The sequence below is a fragment of the Halomonas sp. 3H genome, assembly GCF_024206005.1.
GTDB lineage: Bacteria > Pseudomonadota > Gammaproteobacteria > Pseudomonadales > Halomonadaceae > Halomonas > Halomonas campaniensis.
In genome coordinates, this window is record NZ_CP100360.1 from 866,506 (window position 1) to 886,210 (window position 19,705).

The window sequence follows — 19,705 nt, forward strand, 5'->3', positions numbered from 1 at the left end:
TCCCTTGTTGAAATGAGGTAAACCGTTGAGATGATGGAAACCGCTGCGATGTGAGAATGCGCACAGGGTACGCCTGCCGCCGGGCTCGCGCCAGGCGGCCAAGGGCGTAGGCCGTGCTACCCGTGCCCCTCCGGATCGGCCGCCCAGCGCTCGTCGGGATGTACCTCGTTGGCCGGCAGGACCGGGTCGTAGCCCTCGGCGCGCAGCGCCTCGATCACCTCGCGGGTGTGGTCGCTGCCCAGGGTCTCCAGGGTGGCCTCGACCTCGGTGGCGCGCAGCGAGAGGTCGGTGAAGGTGCGCTGGTGGGCGATCTGGATGACGTTGGCGCGCTGCTCGGCGAGCAGGCGGGTCAGCTCGGCCAGCGAGCCGGGCACGTCGGGGATCGCCACGCGCACCCGCACGATGCGCCCGGTGCGCACCAGGCCACGCTGGATCACCGAGGAGAGTGCCAGCATGTCGATGTTGCCGCCGCACAGGATCAGCCCCACCTTGCGGCCGCGATAGCGCTCCGGTTCGGCCAGCACGGCGGCCAGCCCCGCGGCGCCGGCGCCCTCGGCCACGCTCTTCTCGATCTCCAGCAGCAGCAGGATGGCACGCTCGATCTCGGCCTCGTCGACCAGGCGGATATCGCTGACCAGCTCGCGGACGATGGGCAGGGTCAGCCGGCCCGGCTGCTTGACGGCGATGCCCTCGGCCAGGGTGGCCAGGCCGCAGTGGATCGGCTCTCCGGCCAGCGCCTGCTTCATGGCCGGGAAGCGCGCGCTCTGCACGCCGATCACCTCGATGGGGGGGGTGAGCGCCTTGGCGGCCACCGCGTTGCCGCCGATCAGCCCGCCGCCGCCGATGGGGATCACCAGGCACTCCAGGTCGGGCACCTCGTCGAGCATCTCCAGGGCGATGGTCCCCTGCCCGGCGATGATCCGTTCGTCGTCGTAGGGATGCACGAACACCAGGTCGCGCTCCTCGGCCAGGCGCCGGGCATAGTCGCCGGCCTCGGCGACCCCGTTGCCCTCCAGGTGCACCTCGGCGCCGAAGTGGCGGGTATTGCGCACCTTGAGGTTGGGCGTGTGCCGCGGCATGACGATGGTGGCGTGAATGCCCAGCCGGGAGGCGTGGTAGGCCACCGCCTGGGCATGGTTGCCGGCGGACATGGCGATCACGCCGCGGGCCCGCTCCTCGGCGCTGAGCGAGAGAAGGTGGTTGAGGGCGCCGCGCTCCTTGAAGGCGGCGGTGAACTGGTGGTTCTCGAACTTGATGTAGAGCTCGCAGCCGGTGAGCTGGGAGAGGGTGTGTGAGCGCAGGCAGGGGGTGCGCTCCACGCTGCCCCGGATGCGGGCGGCGGCCTGGCGCACGTCGTCGAGGGTGACGGTCATGGTGGGCGGCTCCGAGTTGGCTGAGCCCCCCATGATGCGTCGCCGCGATACGCTTGTCGAAGCGTCGCCGACCCCGCGAGGGAAACGGTTACCGAACCCCGGCGGCTGGGATAGAGTCCATCCAGGCATCCCTTCCATGGTGATACTCACGAGGAGCATGCGATGAATGCCAGCAGGATACTGGAACAGCTGATGCAGCAGGCCGGTGGCCAGTCGGGCCGTCAGGGCGGCAGCGGGAGCCAGGGCGGTTCGGGCCTGGATATCAAGGGCATGCTGGACGGGCTCTCGCGCCAGCTAGGCGGTGGCGGCGAGGGCGCCGCCGCCGGGCAGGGCGGTGGTTCGGGGCTGGACGTCAAGAGCCTGCTGGGCGGTGGCGCCCTGGGGCTGTTGGTCGGCTCCAAGCGTGGCCGCAAGCTGGGCGGCAAGGCGCTCAAGTACGGCGCCATCGCCGGGGTGGGCGCGCTGGCCTGGAAGGCCTGGCAGAACTCGCGCGGGCCGGGCGGCGAGTCGCCCGCCGAGGGCGAACCGGTAGAGCGTCTGGGCGGTGAGGCCCGCGAGCGGCGCAGCCTGGAGCTGCTGCAGGCGATGATCATGGCGGCCCGTGCCGATGGCCATATCGACGACCAGGAACGGGCGCTGATCACCCAGCAGATCGATGCCCTGGGCGCGGACCAGGAGCTGCACGCCTGGGTGGAGCGCCAGCTGGCGGCTCCGCTGGACGCCGAGGCCCTGGCTCGCCGGGTCGATTCGCCCCAGGCGGCCCGCGAGATGTACCTGATCAGCGTGGCAGTGGTCGACGAGCAGAATGCCATGGAGCGCGCCTGGCTCGACCAGCTGGGCCAGGCCCTGGCGCTGCCCGGCGAGGTCACCGCGGCGCTGGAGCACCAGGCGCGCGAGGCCGGCTGATGGAAGCGGCACTGATGACGCTGGCCACCGGCTTCGGCCTGGGGCTCTCGCCCTGGGCCTCGGGCACGGTGGGCTCACTGCTCGGCCTGCCGCTGGCCTGGTGGCTGCTGGGGCGCACCCGCCGCGTGCAGGCGGGCGTCACCCTGGCGCTGCTGCTGGCGGCGGTGCCGGTCTGCCACCTGGCCGAGGCGCAGTTGGGCGCCAAGGACGACGGGCGCATCGTGCTCGACGAGATCGTCGCCTTCCCGGTGGCAGTGCTGGGCCAGGCGGGGGCGCGCCAGCCCTGGGCGATGGCCTCTGCCTTCGTGGTCTATCGGGTCTTCGACAGCACCAAGCCGCCGCCGGTGACCCTGGCCGAGGCGGTGCCCGGCGGTGCCGGCATCGTGCTCGATGACGTCGCAGCCGCGGCCATGACCTGGCTGGTGATGGCGGGCGGCCTCGCGCTGTGGCGGCGGCGTCAGGCGTCGCCCTGAGCGCCTGGCAGGCGAGCAGCCAGGCCGGAGACGTGGGGATCCTCCACGCCTAGCGCCTGCAGTGCGTCGGCCAGGTGGAGCAGGTAGTCGCGGTTGGGGCCGCTGGGGCCGTGGGCCCGGGCGATCTGCTCGGCGATGGCGTCGAGCGGGGCGTCGCCGAGAAAGGCGGCGTTGTCCTCGGTGGCCAGGTAGACCAGCCCCTCGGCGCGGCCGCCGGCCGGGTCGTCGAAGCACAGGGTGATGACCTCGCGCAGGTAGCCGTTCTTCTCGCGCACATCCAGCGGTGCCAGCACCTCCGGGGTGATGCGATAGGCCATGCCGTGGCAGCGGGCGCCCGGCTCGCGAGTGAGCGTGGCGACCCGTCCCGGGGCCTCGGGGGTGCCGCGATGGTCGTGGGAGCCCTGCCAGAAGCGCCTCACCCAGCCGTGGATATGGGCCGGGCGGCGCTCGAGGTAGGGGAAGTCGGCCTTCCAGATCAGCGAGCCATAGCCGAACAGCCAGATCTCGTCGTGGCCGTCGAAGTGGGTCATCTGGCGGTTGAGATGGGTGGTATCGAGTGTCATCCCCCCATGATGCGTTGCCTCGGCGGGAAAGTCGAAGGGGGCGTGGGCGACGTGGTCCCCCGGGTGCGGTAGTCTGGCGGCCTGTTCACTTTCTGCTGATGGAGCCCGTCCCATGACCGTGATGATTCTCGGCCTGCTGATCTTCCTGGGGGTGCATTCGGTGCGCATCGTCGCCGACGACTGGCGCAGCGCGCAGATCCGCCGCCTGGGCGAGCTGCCGTGGAAGGCCGCCTACTCGGTGGTATCCGTTGTCGGCCTGGCGCTGGCGATCTGGGGCTATGGCCAGATGCGCCTCGACCCCACCTGGGTATGGTTCCCGCCGGTGGGGCTGCGCCATGCCGTGTCGCTGCTGATGATTCCCGCCTTCATCCTGCTGGTGGCGGCCTATGTGCCGGGCAATCACCTCAAGGTGAAGCTGGGCCACCCGATGATCATCGCCGTGAAGCTGTGGGCCTTCGCCCATCTGCTGGCCAACGGTCGGCTCGGCGATATCGTCTTCTTCGGCGCCTTCCTGCTGTGGGCGGTGTTCGACTTCCGCGCCGCCCGGCGTCGTCCGGCGCCTGCGGCTGCGTCACCGAGCCTGGCCCGTACCGCCATCACCGTCGTCGTCGGCCTGGTTGCCTACACCCTGTTCGCTTTCCACCTGCATGTCTGGGTCACCGGCGTGCCGGTGATGTGAGGCGACGAGCGGGCGGCCCTCAGCGCGGTGCCACGGGGACGGCCAGGGCCGCCTCCTGGCTGTCGCCGAAGGGGCCTGCCGTGTAGGGCATCGCCGGCGGGCCGTCGTGGCAGGGGAAGCCCAGCGCCCGGGCCTGTTGCCGAAGCAGGGCCAGGAAGCGGTCGCCGTCGACGCGATCGTTGGCCGTGGGCCAGCGGCAGCCCAGCAGGAAGTGGGCCAGGGCGAAGGCCAGGCTCTCGCGCACCTCGAGGTCCTGGCTGGAGCGGAAGGCCGCCAGGCGAATCCGCGCGTGGGGGTAGAGCATCAGCAGGTCCCGGGCATGCTCGGGGGTCAGCGCCAGCCCGCTGATGTCGCCGAGGAAGCGGGCGGCCTCGGCGTAGTACTCTGCGGAAGGCTCCAGCTCCCTGAGCTCCAGGTAGAAGCGGGCCGCCTCCTGGCGCAGGCGCAGCCGGAAGGCGGCGTCGTTGCCGCCGGCGATGTGCGCGACATCCGCCAGGTGAAGGGTGTTGCGGGGCGTGTCGATGAACAGCATGGCCAACTCCGTGGGTTGCTGCCTGGTGTTGCTACTGGTCATGGCGGCGGCATCCTGCCGATGTCGCCAGATCCAGCGTCACGCCAATCAACATGGGTCAGGCTCTTGACCGTGGTCAAGGCCGATTCGCGACCCATGCGCGATCGGGTGCAACCATTTCGCCCGTGCCGAGGGCGTGATCAGCCCGTCGGCGCCAGCAGCCCCACCACGCTGACCAGGATGAGCACCGCCCCGAGCACCCGAAAATAGAGGTTGGTGCGGCTGGCCAGCATGTAGCGATGGGCGCGCTCGCCGACCAGATGGCCGACCAGCGCGCAGGGCAGCAGCCACAGCTGGTGGACCAGCTGCAGGTCGACGCCGGCCACCACGAACGAGACCATCTTGATCAGCACCAGGATGAACCACAGCACGAACAGCGTATCGCGCAGCTGGTGGGCCGCCACGTGGGTGGCAAACACCGCGATGATCAGCGGCGCGCCGATCAGCGAGGTGCCGCTGACGTAGCCGCCCAGGGCCAGCAGCAGGGCATCCAGGTAGCGGTTGTTGCTGCGGAAGGGCTTGTCGAGCACATAGCCCACGGCGTAGACCAGCACGATCACGAAGATGATGCTGGTCATCACGTTGCCGGGCAGGGTCAGCAGGCCCACCACGCCGATCAGCTTGGGGATGATCATCACCTTCATGGCGCGCCGCAGGTAGGCCCAGTCGATGTTGCCCTCGGCCGGTGCCTGGCCGCCGTTCTCGGCGACCAGCTGGCGGTGGCCGCGCCAGGCGATCCAGCTGGAGAAGATCATCAGGTGGATGGCGATGATCGGCAGGAAGACCAGCGGTTCGTCGTGCACCAGCAGCAGGAAGGGCAGCGACAGCACCGCGCCGCCGAAGCCCAGGCTGGTGCGGACGAAGCCGCTCCACACGAAGATCAGTCCGATCAGGGTCAGCTGGAGGGCGGAAAGCTCGGCCATCGGCGTGTTGTCTCCTAGCGGTTAGCGATCATGGCGGCGGCGCGCCCCAGACCCCGTCGAGCACTTCCATCGCCTCGGCGATCACCGCCTCCTCGCCGCGGTCGCGCCGCCAGATGAAGCTGAGCGCGCAGGGCAGCCGTACCCCCTCGGCCACCACCAGCCCGCGCTCCTGGCGCTCGGCCATGGCCAGGGCGTCGCGGGCCAGGCTGAGGCCCACCCCGGCGCGCACCAGGTCGAGCATGCAGGCCTCCTGGTCCACCTGGGCGACCCCGTTGGGGGCGAGGCCCAGCGGGTCGAGAGCGCCGTGCAGCAGCCGGTGGTGGACGGAATCCGCCGGCGTGACGATCCACGGCAGGGCGGCCAGGCTCGCCCAGTCGGTGCGGGCCAGGCGGCTCGCCCAGCCGGCCGGGGCGATGACGTGGTAGTGGAAGTGGGTCAGCTCGCGGTGGGCCACCTCGGGGGTCTCCCTGCCGGGGCCCTCGCCGGGCGGGGCCAGGAAGAAGCCCACGTCCAGCTCGCCGCGGCGCACCCGCTCCAGCACGCTGCCGCTCATGCCGTGGGACAGCTCGGTCTCCAGCTGCGGGGCACGCTCCACCAGGCGGTGCAGGAAGGCGCCCAGGCGGATGAACTCCGGGTCGACGATGGTACCGATCTTGAGCCGGCCGCGCAGGGTGCTGTGCAGGGCGCGGGCGCTCTGGTCGAAAGCGGCCACCGCGGCCAGGGCCTTCTCGGCGGCGGGCAGCAGCGCCTGGCCATCCTCGGTGAGCGCGAGCCCCTTGGGCCGTCGCCGGAACAGCGTGAGGCCCAGGCTCGCCTGGAACTGCTTGAGCTTGAGGCTCACCGCCGGCTGGGTCAGGTGCAGCCGCTCGGCGGCCCGGGAGACGCTGCCTTCCCGGGCCACGCTGACGAAGGCGCGCAGGGCCTGGAGATCCTGCATGAAAGCCTCCTCGGCATCCGGTGTGATATGAGCTGAACTTATACACTGGTTTTGAATTACTCAATTGATCCTGGCGGTGATCGCGCTAGTCTGGGCAGTCACAGACGTGCGCCTGCCCTGACGAAGTCGACGAATGGCGCGCTCCCGGAGCATACAGAGTGATAACAGACGAGGCCACCATGAGCACAGCGACCATCCAGCATTATATCAACGGGCAAATGTCCGCCGGCGAGTCCGGCCAGAGCCAGGAGGTCTACAACCCGGCCACCGGCCAGGTGACCGGTCGGGTGGCGCTGGCCTCCCACCGTGACGTGGACGCCGCCGTGGCCGCCGCCGCCGCGGCCTTCCCGGCCTGGGCCGACACCCCGCCGATCCGCCGCGCCCGGGTGATGTTCAAGTTCCTGGAGCTGCTCAACGCCCACAAGGATGAGCTCGCGGAGGCGATCACCCGGGAGCATGGCAAGGTGTTCACCGACGCCCAGGGCGAGGTGGCCCGCGGCATCGATATCGTCGAGTTTGCCTGCGGCATCCCCCAGCTGCTCAAGGGCGACTACACCGAGCAGGTCAGCACCGGCATCGACAACTGGACGATGCGCCAGCCGCTGGGCGTGGTCGCCGGCATCACCCCGTTCAACTTCCCGGCCATGGTGCCCATGTGGATGTTCCCCGTGGCCATCGCCGCCGGCAACAGCTTCATCCTCAAGCCCAGCCCGCTCGACCCCAGCGCCTCGCTGCTGATCGCCGACCTGCTCAAGCGGGCCGGGCTGCCGGACGGCGTGTTCAACGTGGTGCAGGGCGACAAGGAGAGCGTCGAGGCGCTGATCGACCACCCCGAGGTGCGCGCGCTGTCGTTCGTCGGCTCCACCCCCATCGCCAACCTGATCTACGAGCGCGGCGCCCGCCATGGCAAGCGCGTCCAGGCCCTGGGCGGCGCCAAGAACCACATGGTGGTGATGCCCGATGCCGACCTCGACAAGGCCGTGGATGCGCTGATCGGCGCCGCCTACGGCTCTGCCGGCGAGCGCTGCATGGCGATCAGCGTGGCGGTGCTGGTGGGCGACGTGGCCGACGAGGTGGTGCCGCGCCTGGCCGAGCGGGCCCGCGCGCTCAAGGTCAAGAACGGCATGGAGCTTGACGCCGAGATGGGCCCCATCGTCACCCGCCAGGCGCACCAGCGCATCACCGGTTACATCGACAAGGGCGTGAGTGAGGGTGCCGAACTGGTGGTCGACGGCCGCGACTTCGATGCCGGCACCACCGGCGAGGGCTGCGCCGAGGGCTTCTGGATGGGCGGCACCCTGTTCGACCACGTCACCCCGGAGATGACCATCTACAAGGAGGAGATCTTCGGCCCGGTGCTGGTCTGCGTGCGGGTCCCGGACATCGCCACCGCCATCCAGCTGATCAATGACCACGAGTTCGGCAACGGCGTGAGCTGCTTCACCGAAAGCGGCAGCGTGGCCCGTGAGTTCGGCCGCCGCATCCAGGTGGGCATGGTGGGCATCAACGTGCCGATCCCGGTGCCCATGGCCTGGCACGGCTTCGGCGGCTGGAAGCGCTCGCTGTTCGGCGACACCCACGCCTACGGCGAGGAGGGCGTGCGCTTCTACACCAAGCAGAAGTCGATCATGCAGCGCTGGTCCGACTCCATCAAAGGCGGCTCCGAGTTCGCCATGCCGACCCATAAGTAAAGCTGCCGATCATTGAATGAACGAGAGGCGCCGGGGATGACGTGAAGAGGAGGTCCTATGCCAGGGATGGCATCGGTAGCGCCCAGGGATGGGTTCACAGCGCCTCCTCGCAACGTCGTCTCCGGAACAGCCTCGAGTGAAGGCATCACCGAGAGCGTGCCATGGCTGACCAGGAATTCGACTATATCGTGGTGGGGGCCGGCACCGCCGGCTGCCTGCTGGCCAACCGCCTGAGCGCCGACCCGGCCAACCGGGTGCTGCTGATCGAGGCGGGCGGTCGCGACAACTACCACTGGATCCATATCCCGGTGGGCTACCTCTACTGCATCGACAACCCGCGCACCGACTGGCGCTTCCGCACCGAGCCCGACCCCGGCCTCAACGGCCGCTCGCTGATCTACCCGCGGGGCAAGACCCTGGGCGGCTGCTCGAGCATCAACGGCATGCTCTACATCCGTGGCCAGGCCCGCGACTACGACGGCTGGGCCGAGCTCACCGGCGATGACGCTTGGCGCTGGGAGAACTGCCTGCCGGACTTCATGAGGCACGAGGACCACCATCGCCTGGATGCCCCCGGCCAGGCCGATGCCGCCCATCGTGACTTCCACGGCCACGGCGGCGAGTGGCGGGTCGAGAAGCAGCGCCTCAGCTGGCAGGTGCTGGACGACTTCGCGACGGCGGCGGTGGAGGCCGGCATCCCGCGCACCCAGGACTTCAACCGCGGCGACAACGAGGGGGTCGATTACTTCGAGGTCAACCAGCGCAAGGGCTGGCGCTGGAACACCTCCAAGGCCTTCCTGCGCGGGGTCGAGACCCGCGGCAACCTGACCCTCTGGCACTCCAGCCAGGTGCTGGGGCTCGAGCTTCAGCAAGGCGAGGGCGGCGAGCCCCGCTGCACCGGCGTGCGCGTCGAGCGCGGCGGCGAGGAGGCGATCGCCCGGGCCGGGCGCGAGGTGATCCTCGCCGCCGGCGCCATCGGCTCGCCGCAGCTGCTGCAGCTTTCCGGCATCGGCCCGGCGGACCTGCTGGCGGAACATGGCATCCCCCTGGCGGTGGACCTCCCCGGGGTGGGCGAGAACCTGCAGGACCACCTGCAGATCCGCTCGGTCTATCGCGTCAGCGGGGCGAAGACCCTCAACACCATGGCCAGCTCCCTGGTGGGCAAGGCGAAGATCGGCCTGGAGTATGCGCTTAAGCGTTCCGGCCCGATGAGCATGGCGCCTTCCCAGCTGTGCGCCTTCACCCGCAGCAGCGACGACCACGTGCATCCCAACATCGAGTACCACGTCCAGCCGCTGAGCCTCGAGGCCTTCGGGCAGCCGTTGCACGACTTCCCGGCGATCACCGCTAGCGTCTGCAACCTCAACCCGACCAGCCGCGGCACGGTGCGCATCAGGAGCCGCGACCCGCGCCAGGCCCCGGCCATCGCGCCCAACTACCTGAGCACCCCGGAGGATCGCAAGGTGGCGGCGGACTCGCTGCGCGTCACCCGGCGCATCGCCGCGCAGCCCGCCTTCGCCAGGTACCGGCCGGAAGAGGTGAAGCCCGGGGTCGAGTACCAGAGCGACGACGAACTGGCCCGCCTGGCGGGGGACATCGGCACCACCATCTTCCACCCGGTGGGCACGGCGAAGATGGGCCGCGACGACGACCCCATGGGGGTGGTGGATTCCCGCCTGCGCGTGCGCGGGGTCAGGGGGCTGCGGGTGGTGGATGCCAGCGTCATGCCCACCATCACCAGCGGCAACACCAACTCGCCGACCCTGATGATCGCCGAGAAGGCCGCGGGGTGGATCCTGGCCGGGGAGTAACTTTCCTGTCACCCATGGCAAATAGTGTTTGACGTGCGTCCTCCAAGGGCGCAAGCTGTGCGCAGTTGGTTAGCAAGTCGAACATCGCAGGTGGTCATCGAAACGCTCATGGCATCGATTTCCCGGTGAAAAGTTTCTTGTTTTACCCACTGCAACTCGGGTATTTCCCGGCAAATCAAAACGCTATTAGAGGAATTCGATAATGGCTACCGGTACTGTCAAGTGGTTCAACGACACCAAGGGCTTTGGCTTCATTTCTCCGGACGACAACGGTGACGACCTGTTCGCTCACTTCTCCGAGATCAAGGCCGAAGGCTTCAAGTCTCTGCAGGACGGTCAGAAGGTCTCCTTCGACGTCACTCAGGGCAAGAAAGGCCTCCAGGCTTCCAACATCCAGGTCATCGGCTAAGCGCCACTTGATCGTGATGTGACTCTCCCGAGAGTCTGAAAGGGCCCGCTTCGGCGGGCCCTTTTGCGTATGTGCTCACCATGGCTACCCCCCGCGCTTTGCGCTAGGGTGACGCTTTTCCCGCGGAGACCATCTTCCATGAGCCAACCCGGCGAACTGATCATCGAGCCCAGGGGCGGCAAGCCCGCCGACGCCTGCGTCTTCATCCTCCATGGCCTCGGCGCCGACGGCCACGACTTCGAGCCGCTGGTGCCGGCGCTCTCGCTGCCGGCCGACGCCAGTGTGCGCTTCATCCTGCCCCATGCGCCGCGCCTGCCGGTGACCATCAACGGCGGCATGGTGATGCCGGCCTGGTATGACATCCTCGAGATGAGCCTGGACCGCCGCGTCGACGAGCCGCAGCTGATGGCCTCGGCCCAGCGCATCCAGGCCCTGGTCCGCGAGCAGATCGATCACGGCATCGACAGCCGTCGCATCGTGCTGGCGGGCTTCTCCCAGGGCGGGGCGGTGGCCTACCAGGCGGCGCTCTCCTGTGAGGCACCGCTGGGCGGCTTGCTGGCGCTCTCCACCTACTTCGCCACGGCCGACGCCATCTCGCTCCATGAGGCCAACCGCCAGCTGCCCATCGAGGTGCACCACGGCAGCTTCGACCCGGTGGTGCCCGAGGCGCTGGGCCGTGCCGGCTTCGAGCGGGTCAAGTCGCTGGGCTATCCGGCCCACTATCGCCAGTACCCCATGGCCCATGCGGTCTGCCCCCAGCAGGTGGCGGATATCGGTCACTGGCTGAGCCAGCGCCTGGCGCGCTGAGGTCCTTCCCCGGCGGTGTCGGCCGGGGGATGGTCGCCCATGGTCGCCTCGACAGCGCCGGGGCGGCTCGGCACACTCTGCGACGATATTCCGGTACGCCTCCAGGACAGACACCATGAGCACTTCCCCCTTCGCCAACCTCCCCGACGCCCAGGGCTATTTCGGCCGCTTCGGCGGCCAGCTGATCCCGCCCGAGCTCAAGGCGGTGATGGACGAGATCGACGCCGCCTACGAGGAGATCCGCGTCCGCGACGACTTCCAGCAGGAACTGGCTGACCTCTTCGCCGACTACGTGGGCCGCCCCAGCCCGATCTTCCATGCCCGGCGGCTCTCGGAGAAGCTGGGCGGCGCCCAGATTCACCTCAAGCGCGAGGACCTGAACCACACCGGCGCCCACAAGATCAACCACTGCCTGGGCGAGGCGCTGCTGGCCAAGTTCATGGGCAAAACCAAGGTGATCGCCGAGACCGGCGCCGGCCAGCACGGCGTGGCGCTGGCCACCGCCTGCGCGCTGGTGGGCATTCCCTGCGAGATCCACATGGGCCAGGTGGACATCGAGAAGGAGCACCCCAACGTCACCAAGATGAAGATCCTCGGCTGCACGCTGGTGCCGGTGACCCGCGGCACGGCGACCCTCAAGGACGCCGTGGACAGCGCCTTCGAGGAGTACCTGAAGGATCCTCAGAATTTCATCTACGCCATCGGCTCGGTGGTGGGGCCGCACCCCTTCCCGAAGATGGTGCGCGATTTCCAGTCGATCATCGGCCGGGAGGCCCGCGAGCAGTTCCTGGCGCGTCATGGCCGCCTGCCCGACCACGTCACCGCCTGCGTGGGCGGCGGCTCCAACGCCATTGGCATGTTCACCGCCTTCCTGGACGATGACGCCGTCCACCTGGTGGGCGTGGAGCCGGCCGGCGAGGGGCTCGACACCCCGCGCCACTCCGCCACCCTGACCCTGGGCAAGCCCGGCGAGATCCACGGCATGGCCTGCTACGTGCTGGAGGACGAGGCCGGCAACCCCATGCCGGTGCACTCCATCGCCTCCGGCCTCGACTACCCGGGCGTGGGGCCCCAGCACAGCTACCTCAAGGAGCTGGGCCGGGTGGACTACCAGAGCGCCAGCGACGACGAGTGCCTGGAGGCCTTCCTGACCCTCTCCCGCGTCGAGGGCATCATCCCGGCCCTGGAGAGCGCCCACGCCGTGGCCTGGGCGATGCGCGTGGCGCCCACCCTGCCGGCCGACCAGCATATCCTGGTCAACCTGTCTGGCCGCGGCGACAAGGATGCCGACTACGTCGCCGACCGCCTGGGCCTCTGAGTCCCGGCGCCCTGCCGCGTGTGCCCCGGGAGAATCTGGGGTAGGGTAGTCGCTGGGCCCGGAGCGGCCCGTCCAGACCGGTAGGGCAACCCCAGGATGCGGGGCATGAAGAGACTCAGGGAAGCTTGGCAGCAGTGGCGCGTCGGGGCCCAGGGATCGCGATCCTCGGCGGGCCTCGGCCAGCTGCTGCGTGACCACTACCCGGGGGCGGTCATGCGGCTCGACCACGAGGGGGTGGTGCGCGAGGTCAATCCGGGTTTCGAGCGTCACGCCGGGCATGCGCCGGAACAGCTGCTGGGGCAGCGCGCGGTGCTGATCGACATCGACCCCCTGCACGGCGAGTTCGCCCGGGCGCTCGCCCACTGCCTGGCGACGCGCCAACCCTGGCAGGGGGTGCTGCTATGCCGTCGTGCCGATGGCTCCCTGATGCATCAGTCCACCGTGATCCAGCCGCTGGAGGAGAGGCCCGGGGCGCCCCTCCAACTGCTGGTGATGCAGCGGGACGTGACCGGCATGCGCGAGCGTGGCCTGCAGGACAGGATGCTGCTGTCACGGCTGGAGGGCACGCTGTCGCGGGTGCCCGGCGTGCTGTTCCGGCTGCGTCAGGACGCCGAGGGCCGGCTGGAGTTCCTCTACCTGAGCGAGGGCGTCAAGGCGCTGCCCGGGCTCACCCCCGATCTGGTGATGGACAGCGCCGAGCGACTGCTGGGGCGGGTGCTGCCCGAGGATCGCCAGCGTCTGGTGACCAGCCTGACCCAGTCGGCGGTGAGCCTGGAGCCCTGGCACCACGAGTTCCGCCTGGGCTTCACCGATGGTATCCGCTGGCTGGAGGGACGGGCGATGCCCCAGCGTCGCCGCGAGGGCGACACCCTCTGGGACGGTCTGCTGATCGACATCACCGAGCGCAAGCGGGTGGAGCAGCGCGTCCAGCGTCTGGTAGGCACCGACATGCTCACCGGGGCGCTCAATCGCCGGGCCTTCTTCGAGCAGGGGGAGGCGGTCCAGGCACGCGCTAGGCGCCAGGGCCAGCGCGTGCCGGTGGCGATGCTCGACCTGGACCACTTCAAGCGCCTCAACGACACCTACGGCCATGCGGCCGGCGACCGCGCCCTGCAGGCCTTCGCCATGACCTGCCGCGACTGCCTGCGACCCTACGACCTCTTCGCGCGGATCGGCGGCGAGGAGTTCGCGGTGATGCTGGTCGACAGCGAGCCCCATGAAGCCCAGGCGATACTGGAGCGGCTGCGGCTGGCCGTGGCCGCCATCGAACTGGACGTGGAGGGACAGACCATCGGCTTCACCGTGAGCCTGGGGCTGGCCATCCTCGAGCCCGAGGCGAGCCTGGACGCGGTGCTGGCGCTGGCCGACCAGGCCCTCTATCGTGCCAAGCATGAGGGGCGCAACCGGATCTGCGGCCCCGTCGAGGGGGCGTCCCTGGCATCCGGCACCGGCCCCGCTTGAGCGGGTGAGCGGGCCCTTGCCACCTTGAAGTCGCCGGGATGGCCCCCATGTCTGTTCGCAGTGACCCTTTCACCCGTCACATGGAGGAAGTGAGCATGTCCGGACTCTCCGTCGATTTCCGCCTGCCGGTGGCCTGCCCCGGCTGCGGCAGCCACCTGATGCGGGTCTCCCAGGTGAAGAACCCCGACGACAAGGTGCACTGCGCCTCCTGTGGCAGCTATGTCTGCCTCTACCACGAAGCCTGCAGCGTGCTGGAGAAGGGCCCGGGCAGCGAGAGCGAGGCGCTGATCGAGAAGGCCGTCAACCGCGCCAATCGCTGAGCCGACGGTGTCGCTGTCGGGTGAACTGCTCCCGGCCGGCCTGCTGGTGCCCCTGGCGGCGGCCTGCCTGCTCGATCGCCGGCTGCGTCGCGCCTGCCTCTCCTTCATCGCCTTCGCGCTGGTGATGGCGCTGGCCTGGTGGCGCCTCGAGGCGCCCTGGCTGGCGCTGGCCGAGGCCGTGCTGGGCGCACTGCTGACCGGCCTGGCCCTGCTCCACGGGCTGGGGCGTGCCGGTTCCCCATCCCCCCTCCCGCCCCATGACCATCGCCGCCGTCCCCCCCACCAGGCCGCGGCGCGCTGGCTGGCCGTTCTGGTCTGGCTGGCCCTGGCGGGGGCGGCGGTGTGGCGGGTGTCCGGGAGCGGCGAGCTCATCGCCCCGGGCGACGACGCGCGGCAACCGCTGCTGGCGTCGGGGCTGGCCATCATGGGGCTGGGGCTGTGGGCCTTCGCCCACCACCTCCACCTGCTGCGTCGCCTGCTGGCCTTCAACGTGCTGGGCTCGGGGGTCTTCCTGCTGCTGGCCGGCCTGGCCGGGCCGGTGGTCGAGGTCCAGGGGCTGATCCTGGTCGGTCTGGTAGTGGCCCTGGTGGGGTCGGTGCTCGGGTCGGCGCTGCTGCGTCGGCTGCATGAGCGGGACGGCCGGGTGACCCTGGGCGACGAACCCGAGGCGACGCCATGAGCGCGCCGCTGGCGTCCCCGCTGGCCACCGAGCCGGCGCTGCTGTGGCTGGTGCTGCTCGCCCCGCTGCTGCTGGGTCTACTGGCGTGGCGCTTCCCTCCGCGCCGCATGCTGCCGGTGCTGCTGGCCGGCATGCCATTGCCGCTGGCGACCCTCTGGCTGCTGCCGCGCGTCGCGGGCGGTGGCGTGCTCGAGGGCAGCTGGGCCCCCGGTGGGCTGCTGCTCCACTGGCGCCTGGATGGCCTGGCGGGCCTGCTGCTGCTGCTGACCCAGCTGCTGCTGCTGGCCAGTGCGGCCTACGCGGTGGGGCACCGGCGGGCCACCGAACTGGCCGAGCGGGCCTTCGCCGGGTTCTGGCCGCTGCTGGGGGGCCTTGCCGCCGCGCTCGGCGTGATCTGGGTGGCCGCCGACCTGCTGACCCTCTACGCGGCGCTGGAGCTGATGGGGCTCACCGCCGTGGGCATGATGCTGCTGCCCGGCAAGCCGGAGGCCCTGGCGGCGGGCCTGCGCTACCTGCTCTATGCCCTGGTGGGGTCGCTGGCCTGGCTGCTGGGCGTGGCGCTGCTGCTGGGGGCCACGGGCCGGCTGGACCTGGCGGGGCTGGCGGCAGACGCCGAGGCGGGCCCGGTGACCGGCATCGCCATGGCGCTGCTGGCCGCGGGGCTGCTGCTCAAGGCGGCGATCTTCCCGCTCCACGGCTGGCTGGCGCCGGTGCATGCCAGCGCCTGGACCCCGGTGAGTGCCCTGCACGGGGCCCTGGTGGTCAAGGCCTCCTTCTTCATCCTGATGCAGCTGTGGCAGCGGCTGGTGCCAGAGGCGCAGGCCGCGGCCTGGCTGCTCGGCGCCCTGGGCAGCCTGGCGGTGCTGTGGGGCGGGCTGCAGGCCTGGCGGGCCAGCCGGCTCAAGCAGGTGGTGGCCTGGTCCACGGTGGGGCAGCTGGGCTACCTGATGCTGGCCTTCCCGCTGCTGGCCGGCACCTCGGCGGCGGTGGCGTCCCTGGCCTGGCAGGCCACCTGGCTGCAGCTGGCCGGGCATGCCCTGGCCAAGGCTGCCATGTTCATGGCGGCCGGCAACCTGGTGCTCGCCGTCGGCCAGAGCCGCCTGGCCGACCTGGCGGGCACCAGCCGGCAGCTTCCGCTTTCGCTGATGACCTTCGGCCTCGCCGCGGTAACCCTGATGGGCCTGCCGCCCAGTGCCGGCTTCACCGCCAAGTGGCTGCTGCTGCAGGCAGCCATCCTCGCCGGGCAGTGGCCCTGGGTCATCGTGCTGGTGGCCGGCACCCTGCTGACGGCCGCCTACGTGTTCCGGGTCTTTCGCTGCGCCTTCGTCGAGGAGGCACCCCGTCACGACTTCCGGCCGCTGCCCGCGGGGATGGACCTGATCGCCCTGCTGTTGGCGCTGGCGGCCCTGGCGCTGGGTCTCGGCGCCGAGTGGCCGCTGGCCCTGCTGCGCGAAGGGGGGCTGCCATGAGCGGTGCGCTGATCCTGCTTACGACCCTGGGCAGCTCGCTGCTCGCCGCGGTGATGATCTTCCTGCTGCCGGAACGCGCCTTCCGGGCGCGCACCGGGCTCAACCTCGGCGCGGCCCTGATCAAGCTGGGCCTGGTGGCCTGGATGGTCTGGGGGCTCAGTCGCGGCCGCGAGTACGCCGTGGAGTTCCCGGTCCTCGAGGGGCTGGCCTTCGTGCTGCGCGCCGATCCCCTGGGCATCATGTTCGCGGGCCTCTCCTCACTGCTCTGGCTGTTCACCACCGTCTACGCCATCGGATACCTGGAGGACTCCCCCAACCGCAAGCGCTTCTTCGGCTTCTTCAGCCTCTGCGTGGCCAGCACCCTGGGCATCAGCCTGGCCGGCAACCTCTTCACCTTCCTGGTCTTCTACGAGCTGCTGACCCTCTCGACCTACCCCCTGGTGGCGCATCGGGGCACGGCGAAGGCGCTGGCGGCGGGCAAGGTCTACCTGCGCTTCACCCTGACCGCCGGGCTGGTGCTGATGATCGGCATGGTGGCGCTGCATGCCCTGGCCGGGGATATCCGCTTCGGCCAGCGGGAGATCCTCGCCGAGTTCGGTCCCGAGCGCCGCCCGCTGCTGGTGGGCCTCTTCTGGGTGCTGATCGCCGGCTTCGGCGTCAAGGCGGCCCTGGTGCCGCTGCACGGCTGGCTGCCCCGGGCGATGGTGGCGCCGGCGCCGGTCAGCGCCCTGCTGCACGCGGTGGCGGTGGTCAAGGCCGGCGCCTTCGGCATCGTGCGGCTGGTCTATGACGTCTACGGCATCGAGCTGAGCGACGCGCTCGGGCTGCTGAACGGCCTGGTGGTCGTGGCCTCGGTGACCATCCTCTTCGGCTCGCTGCGCGCCCTGGCCCAGCAGGAGCTCAAGCCGCGGCTGGCCTACTCCACGGTGAGCCAGGTGAGCTACATCGTGCTGGGCATCGGCCTGTTCGGCCCGCTGGGCACCATCGCCGCGCTGTCGCACCTGCTGCACCAGGGGCTGATGAAGATCACCCTGTTCTTCTGCGCCGGCAACTACGCCGAGGAGCTCGGCATCCACCGCATCGACGAGCTCGATGGCGCCGGGCGGCGCATGCCGCTCACCAGCCTGGCCTTCACGGTGGGGGCGCTGGGCATGATCGGCCTGCCGCCGGTGGTGGGTTTCCTGAGCAAGTGGTACCTGGGCACCGGGGCGATCCAGGCTGGCCTGCCCTGGGTGATCGCTGTGCTGGTGGCCAGCAGCCTGCTCAACGCCGCCTACTTCCTGCCGATCCTCGCCCGGCTGTGGTTTCGCCCCGGGCCCGATCACGGGGTGGGGGCGTGGCCCGAGGAGCGCCGCCTGGGCCGGCTGGAGACCCACGCCTGGCTGCTGGTGCCGGCGGTGGTCACGGCGCTGTTCAGCCTGATGGCGGGCGTGCTGGCGGGCATGCCCTTCAGCCCGCTGGAGTGGGCGACCGGGGTGGCCAACGCGGAGTACCTGCCATGAGCGATGCCCAGTTTGGCCTGGCGCTGTCGTCCGCGCTGCTCTGGCCGCTGCTGCTGGCGCTGCGGCTGCCGCTGAAGGCGGCCCTGGCCCCGCACGGCCGGCCGCCGACGCCGCTGGACGGGCTCTGGTGCACCGCGCCCCTGCCGGCCCTGGCGCTGGCCCTGGGCCTCGGCGAGGGGACCCTGACGCTCGACTGGTGGCTGCTCGGCGGCGTCTGGGCACTGGATGGCACCCGGGGGCCGCTGCTGGCCTTCACGGCGCTGCTCTGGCTGGTGGCGGGCACCTACTCCCTGGGCTACCTGGCCGGTGAGCAGGCCCGGGCGGTGGCCGGCGACGGGGCGGCCGAGGCCCGGCTGACGCGCTTCGCGCTGCTATGGCCGGTGACGCTCTCCGGCAACCTGCTGCTGCTGGTCGCCGAGGACATCGCCAGCTTCTACCTGGGGTTCGCGGTGATGACCTTTGCCGCCTACGGCTTGGTGGTGCACTCGGGGACCCGCGATGCCCGCACCGGCGGACTGGCCTACCTGGTAATGGCGGTGCTGGGCGAGGGCCTGATCCTGGCCGGGCTGCTGTGGGGGGCGGGCAGTGCCGGTACCACCACCCTGGGCGGTCTGCGCGAGGGCATGCTCCAGGCGCCGGGCGGCGCCTGGATGGGGCTGCTGCTGTGGCTCGGCTTCGGGGTCAAGGCGGGGGTGGTGGGTCTGCACCTCTGGCTGCCGCTGGCCCACCCGGTGGCGCCAACGCCGGCCAGTGCGGTGCTCAGCGGGGCGATGATCAAGGCGGGGCTGGTCGGCTGGCTCGCCACCCTGCCGCTGGGCGAGCCCGGCGCCGGGCAGGCCTTCGCCTGGCTGGGGCGGGCGATGCTGGTGGCCGGCCTGGTGGCCGCCCTCGGGGCGGCCCTCTACGGGGTCTGTCAGCGCCACCCCAAGGCGGTGCTGGCCTACTCCAGCGTCAGCCAGATGGGCATGATCACCGCCCTGGTGGCCATGGGCCTGGTCGCCCCCGCGCTGTGGCCGGCGCTGTCGGCGGCGGTGGTGCTGTTCGCCGCCCACCACGGCCTGACCAAGGGGGCGCTGTTCCTCGGCGTGGGCATCGGTGAGCACCCGCCGCGCCTGCCCGCCTGGCTGCTCTGGACGCTGCTGGTGCTGCCGGCGCTGTCGCTCGGCGGTGCCCTGGCCTCGGGGCTGGCCACCAAGTGGGCCTTCAAGTCGGTGCTCTACGACGGCGGCCATGCGGCGGTGGTGACCTGGCTCTCCCTAGCGGCGGTGGGCACCGCCGCGCTGATGGCCCGCACCCTCTGGTGCCAGTGGCAGGGCGAGCGGCAGGCCCGCGAGGATGGCCTTGAGCCGCTGGTGGCCCCGATGCCGATGGCCTGGCTGGCGACCCTGCTGGCCGCGCTGACCCTGCCCTGGTGGCTGGGCGAGGGGCTCGCCACCCCCGGCTGGCCGCCGCCTGCCGAGCTACCCGGGCTGCTGTGGCCGCTGGCCGTGGGGCTGGTGCTCTCGGTCGTCGTCTGGGGCGTGGTGCGTCATCGGCCACTGCGGGTCACCTGGCGACTGCCGCCCGGCGATCTCTGGTGGCCGCTGGTGAGGGCCTTTCACGCGTTGCGTCGCCGGGGGCAGGCGCGCCTGGCACGGCTCGGTCGCGCCCAGGGGGCCTGGGTGGCCTGGTGGGTGGCGCGCGAGCACGATGCCGTTCGGGCCCTGGACGGCATGACCCGCGGGGAGGCGTGGCTGCGCCGCCATGCGGCGGTGCTGATGATGGTCGTCGCCGTGGGGCTTGCCCTGGCGCTGCTGTTCAGTGCCGCCTGAGG

The 19,705-nt window shown here is 70.6% G+C and carries 19 protein-coding genes; 14 read left to right on the forward strand and 5 right to left on the reverse strand.

Going from position 1 to position 19,705, the window contains the following annotated elements; genetic code table 11:
* Window positions 1-116: 116 nt before the first annotated feature.
* A complete protein-coding gene (locus NFC98_RS04180) occupies window positions 117-1,373 on the reverse strand; it encodes a threonine ammonia-lyase (RefSeq protein WP_254276885.1) in 1,257 nt (418 codons plus the stop codon).
* A 162-nt stretch (window positions 1,374-1,535) separates the two neighbouring features.
* Between NFC98_RS04180 and NFC98_RS04185 the strand changes: the two genes are divergently transcribed.
* The gene (locus NFC98_RS04185) at window positions 1,536-2,279 is read left to right on the forward strand and encodes a tellurite resistance TerB family protein (RefSeq protein WP_254276886.1); all 744 of its coding nucleotides are present in this window, start codon (window positions 1,536-1,538) and stop codon (window positions 2,277-2,279) included.
* Window positions 2,279-2,752: a phosphatidylglycerophosphatase A gene (locus tag NFC98_RS04190; RefSeq protein ID WP_254276887.1), complete on the forward strand. Its 474-nt coding sequence runs from the start codon at window positions 2,279-2,281 to the stop codon at window positions 2,750-2,752. The genes NFC98_RS04185 and NFC98_RS04190 overlap by 1 nt, the downstream gene beginning before the upstream one ends.
* Here the strand turns inward: NFC98_RS04190 and NFC98_RS04195 are convergent.
* The gene (locus NFC98_RS04195; protein WP_254276888.1) at window positions 2,737-3,315 is read right to left on the reverse strand and encodes a gamma-glutamylcyclotransferase; all 579 of its coding nucleotides are present in this window, start codon (window positions 3,313-3,315) and stop codon (window positions 2,737-2,739) included. The two genes, NFC98_RS04190 and NFC98_RS04195, sit on opposite strands and share 16 nt — an antisense overlap.
* 112 nt (window positions 3,316-3,427) lie before the next feature.
* Here NFC98_RS04195 and NFC98_RS04200 point away from each other — a divergent pair, with 112 nt between their 5' ends.
* On the forward strand, window positions 3,428-3,994 hold the full coding sequence (locus tag NFC98_RS04200; protein ID WP_254276889.1) for an NnrU family protein: 567 nt from the start codon (window positions 3,428-3,430) through the stop codon (window positions 3,992-3,994).
* Window positions 3,995-4,013: 19 nt separating this feature from the next.
* On the opposite strand, the gene NFC98_RS04205 is transcribed toward NFC98_RS04200, so the two are convergent.
* From NFC98_RS04205 to NFC98_RS04215, 3 genes are all read right to left on the reverse strand, one after another.
* Entirely contained in the window at window positions 4,014-4,568 is a 555-nt protein-coding gene (locus NFC98_RS04205; protein WP_254276890.1) for a hypothetical protein, read from the reverse strand.
* 137 nt (window positions 4,569-4,705) lie between these two features.
* On the reverse strand, window positions 4,706-5,488 hold the full coding sequence (locus NFC98_RS04210; RefSeq protein WP_254276891.1) for a sulfite exporter TauE/SafE family protein: 783 nt from the start codon (window positions 5,486-5,488) through the stop codon (window positions 4,706-4,708).
* A 28-nt stretch (window positions 5,489-5,516) separates the two neighbouring features.
* On the reverse strand, window positions 5,517-6,425 hold the full coding sequence (locus NFC98_RS04215; protein ID WP_254276892.1) for a LysR family transcriptional regulator: 909 nt from the start codon (window positions 6,423-6,425) through the stop codon (window positions 5,517-5,519).
* A gap of 179 nt (window positions 6,426-6,604) precedes the next feature.
* Here NFC98_RS04215 and NFC98_RS04220 point away from each other — a divergent pair, with 179 nt between their 5' ends.
* The 11 genes from NFC98_RS04220 (at window position 6,605) to NFC98_RS04270 (ending at window position 19,703) form a co-directional block, all read left to right on the forward strand.
* Complete coding sequence (locus tag NFC98_RS04220) at window positions 6,605-8,116, forward strand: CoA-acylating methylmalonate-semialdehyde dehydrogenase (protein ID WP_254276893.1); 1,512 nt, start codon at window positions 6,605-6,607, stop codon at window positions 8,114-8,116.
* 161 nt (window positions 8,117-8,277) lie between these two features.
* Window positions 8,278-9,927, forward strand: coding sequence for a GMC family oxidoreductase (locus tag NFC98_RS04225; protein WP_254276894.1), 1,650 nt, complete (start codon window positions 8,278-8,280; stop codon window positions 9,925-9,927).
* 202 nt (window positions 9,928-10,129) lie between these two features.
* Window positions 10,130-10,336, forward strand: coding sequence for a cold-shock protein (locus NFC98_RS04230; RefSeq protein ID WP_040185674.1), 207 nt, complete (start codon window positions 10,130-10,132; stop codon window positions 10,334-10,336).
* 138 nt (window positions 10,337-10,474) lie between these two features.
* Window positions 10,475-11,143 (forward strand): alpha/beta hydrolase, encoded by a 669-nt coding sequence (locus NFC98_RS04235; protein WP_254276895.1) that lies wholly within the window; start codon window positions 10,475-10,477, stop codon window positions 11,141-11,143.
* Between the two features lie 115 nt (window positions 11,144-11,258).
* Complete coding sequence (trpB, locus tag NFC98_RS04240) at window positions 11,259-12,461, forward strand: tryptophan synthase subunit beta (RefSeq protein WP_254276896.1); 1,203 nt, start codon at window positions 11,259-11,261, stop codon at window positions 12,459-12,461.
* Between the two features lie 105 nt (window positions 12,462-12,566).
* A complete protein-coding gene (locus NFC98_RS04245) occupies window positions 12,567-13,922 on the forward strand; it encodes a diguanylate cyclase (protein WP_254276897.1) in 1,356 nt (451 codons plus the stop codon).
* Window positions 13,923-14,017: 95 nt separating this feature from the next.
* Window positions 14,018-14,242: a hypothetical protein gene (locus NFC98_RS04250; protein ID WP_183331775.1), complete on the forward strand. Its 225-nt coding sequence runs from the start codon at window positions 14,018-14,020 to the stop codon at window positions 14,240-14,242.
* 7 nt (window positions 14,243-14,249) lie between these two features.
* The gene (locus NFC98_RS04255) at window positions 14,250-14,921 is read left to right on the forward strand and encodes a hydrogenase subunit MbhD domain-containing protein (protein WP_254276898.1); all 672 of its coding nucleotides are present in this window, start codon (window positions 14,250-14,252) and stop codon (window positions 14,919-14,921) included.
* Window positions 14,918-16,390, forward strand: coding sequence for a complex I subunit 5 family protein (locus NFC98_RS04260; RefSeq protein ID WP_254276899.1), 1,473 nt, complete (start codon window positions 14,918-14,920; stop codon window positions 16,388-16,390). The genes NFC98_RS04255 and NFC98_RS04260 overlap by 4 nt, the downstream gene beginning before the upstream one ends.
* Window positions 16,387-17,892, forward strand: coding sequence for a proton-conducting transporter membrane subunit (locus tag NFC98_RS04265; protein ID WP_254276900.1), 1,506 nt, complete (start codon window positions 16,387-16,389; stop codon window positions 17,890-17,892). Before NFC98_RS04260 ends, NFC98_RS04265 begins: the two co-directional genes overlap by 4 nt.
* Entirely contained in the window at window positions 17,889-19,703 is a 1,815-nt protein-coding gene (locus NFC98_RS04270; RefSeq protein ID WP_254276901.1) for a complex I subunit 5 family protein, read from the forward strand. The genes NFC98_RS04265 and NFC98_RS04270 overlap by 4 nt, the downstream gene beginning before the upstream one ends.
* Window positions 19,704-19,705 lie beyond the last annotated feature (2 nt).

Bases quoted from the DNA above. Each gene is read 5' to 3' on its own strand.
- NFC98_RS04180 (WP_254276885.1), bottom strand. From the start codon at position 1,373: ATGACCGTCACCCTCGACGACGTGCGCCAGGCCGCCGCCCGCATCCGG.
- NFC98_RS04185 (WP_254276886.1), top strand. From the start codon at position 1,536: ATGAATGCCAGCAGGATACTGGAACAGCTGATGCAGCAGGCCGGTGGC.
- NFC98_RS04190 (WP_254276887.1), top strand. From the start codon at position 2,279: ATGGAAGCGGCACTGATGACGCTGGCCACCGGCTTCGGCCTGGGGCTC.
- NFC98_RS04195 (WP_254276888.1), bottom strand. From the start codon at position 3,315: ATGACACTCGATACCACCCATCTCAACCGCCAGATGACCCACTTCGAC.
- NFC98_RS04200 (WP_254276889.1), top strand. From the start codon at position 3,428: ATGACCGTGATGATTCTCGGCCTGCTGATCTTCCTGGGGGTGCATTCG.
- NFC98_RS04205 (WP_254276890.1), bottom strand. From the start codon at position 4,568: ATGACCAGTAGCAACACCAGGCAGCAACCCACGGAGTTGGCCATGCTG.
- NFC98_RS04210 (WP_254276891.1), bottom strand. From the start codon at position 5,488: ATGGCCGAGCTTTCCGCCCTCCAGCTGACCCTGATCGGACTGATCTTC.
- NFC98_RS04215 (WP_254276892.1), bottom strand. From the start codon at position 6,425: ATGCAGGATCTCCAGGCCCTGCGCGCCTTCGTCAGCGTGGCCCGGGAA.
- NFC98_RS04220 (WP_254276893.1), top strand. From the start codon at position 6,605: ATGAGCACAGCGACCATCCAGCATTATATCAACGGGCAAATGTCCGCC.
- NFC98_RS04225 (WP_254276894.1), top strand. From the start codon at position 8,278: ATGGCTGACCAGGAATTCGACTATATCGTGGTGGGGGCCGGCACCGCC.
- NFC98_RS04230 (WP_040185674.1), top strand. From the start codon at position 10,130: ATGGCTACCGGTACTGTCAAGTGGTTCAACGACACCAAGGGCTTTGGC.
- NFC98_RS04235 (WP_254276895.1), top strand. From the start codon at position 10,475: ATGAGCCAACCCGGCGAACTGATCATCGAGCCCAGGGGCGGCAAGCCC.
- trpB (WP_254276896.1), top strand. From the start codon at position 11,259: ATGAGCACTTCCCCCTTCGCCAACCTCCCCGACGCCCAGGGCTATTTC.
- NFC98_RS04245 (WP_254276897.1), top strand. From the start codon at position 12,567: ATGAAGAGACTCAGGGAAGCTTGGCAGCAGTGGCGCGTCGGGGCCCAG.
- NFC98_RS04250 (WP_183331775.1), top strand. From the start codon at position 14,018: ATGTCCGGACTCTCCGTCGATTTCCGCCTGCCGGTGGCCTGCCCCGGC.
- NFC98_RS04260 (WP_254276899.1), top strand. From the start codon at position 14,918: ATGAGCGCGCCGCTGGCGTCCCCGCTGGCCACCGAGCCGGCGCTGCTG.
- NFC98_RS04265 (WP_254276900.1), top strand. From the start codon at position 16,387: ATGAGCGGTGCGCTGATCCTGCTTACGACCCTGGGCAGCTCGCTGCTC.
- NFC98_RS04270 (WP_254276901.1), top strand. From the start codon at position 17,889: ATGAGCGATGCCCAGTTTGGCCTGGCGCTGTCGTCCGCGCTGCTCTGG.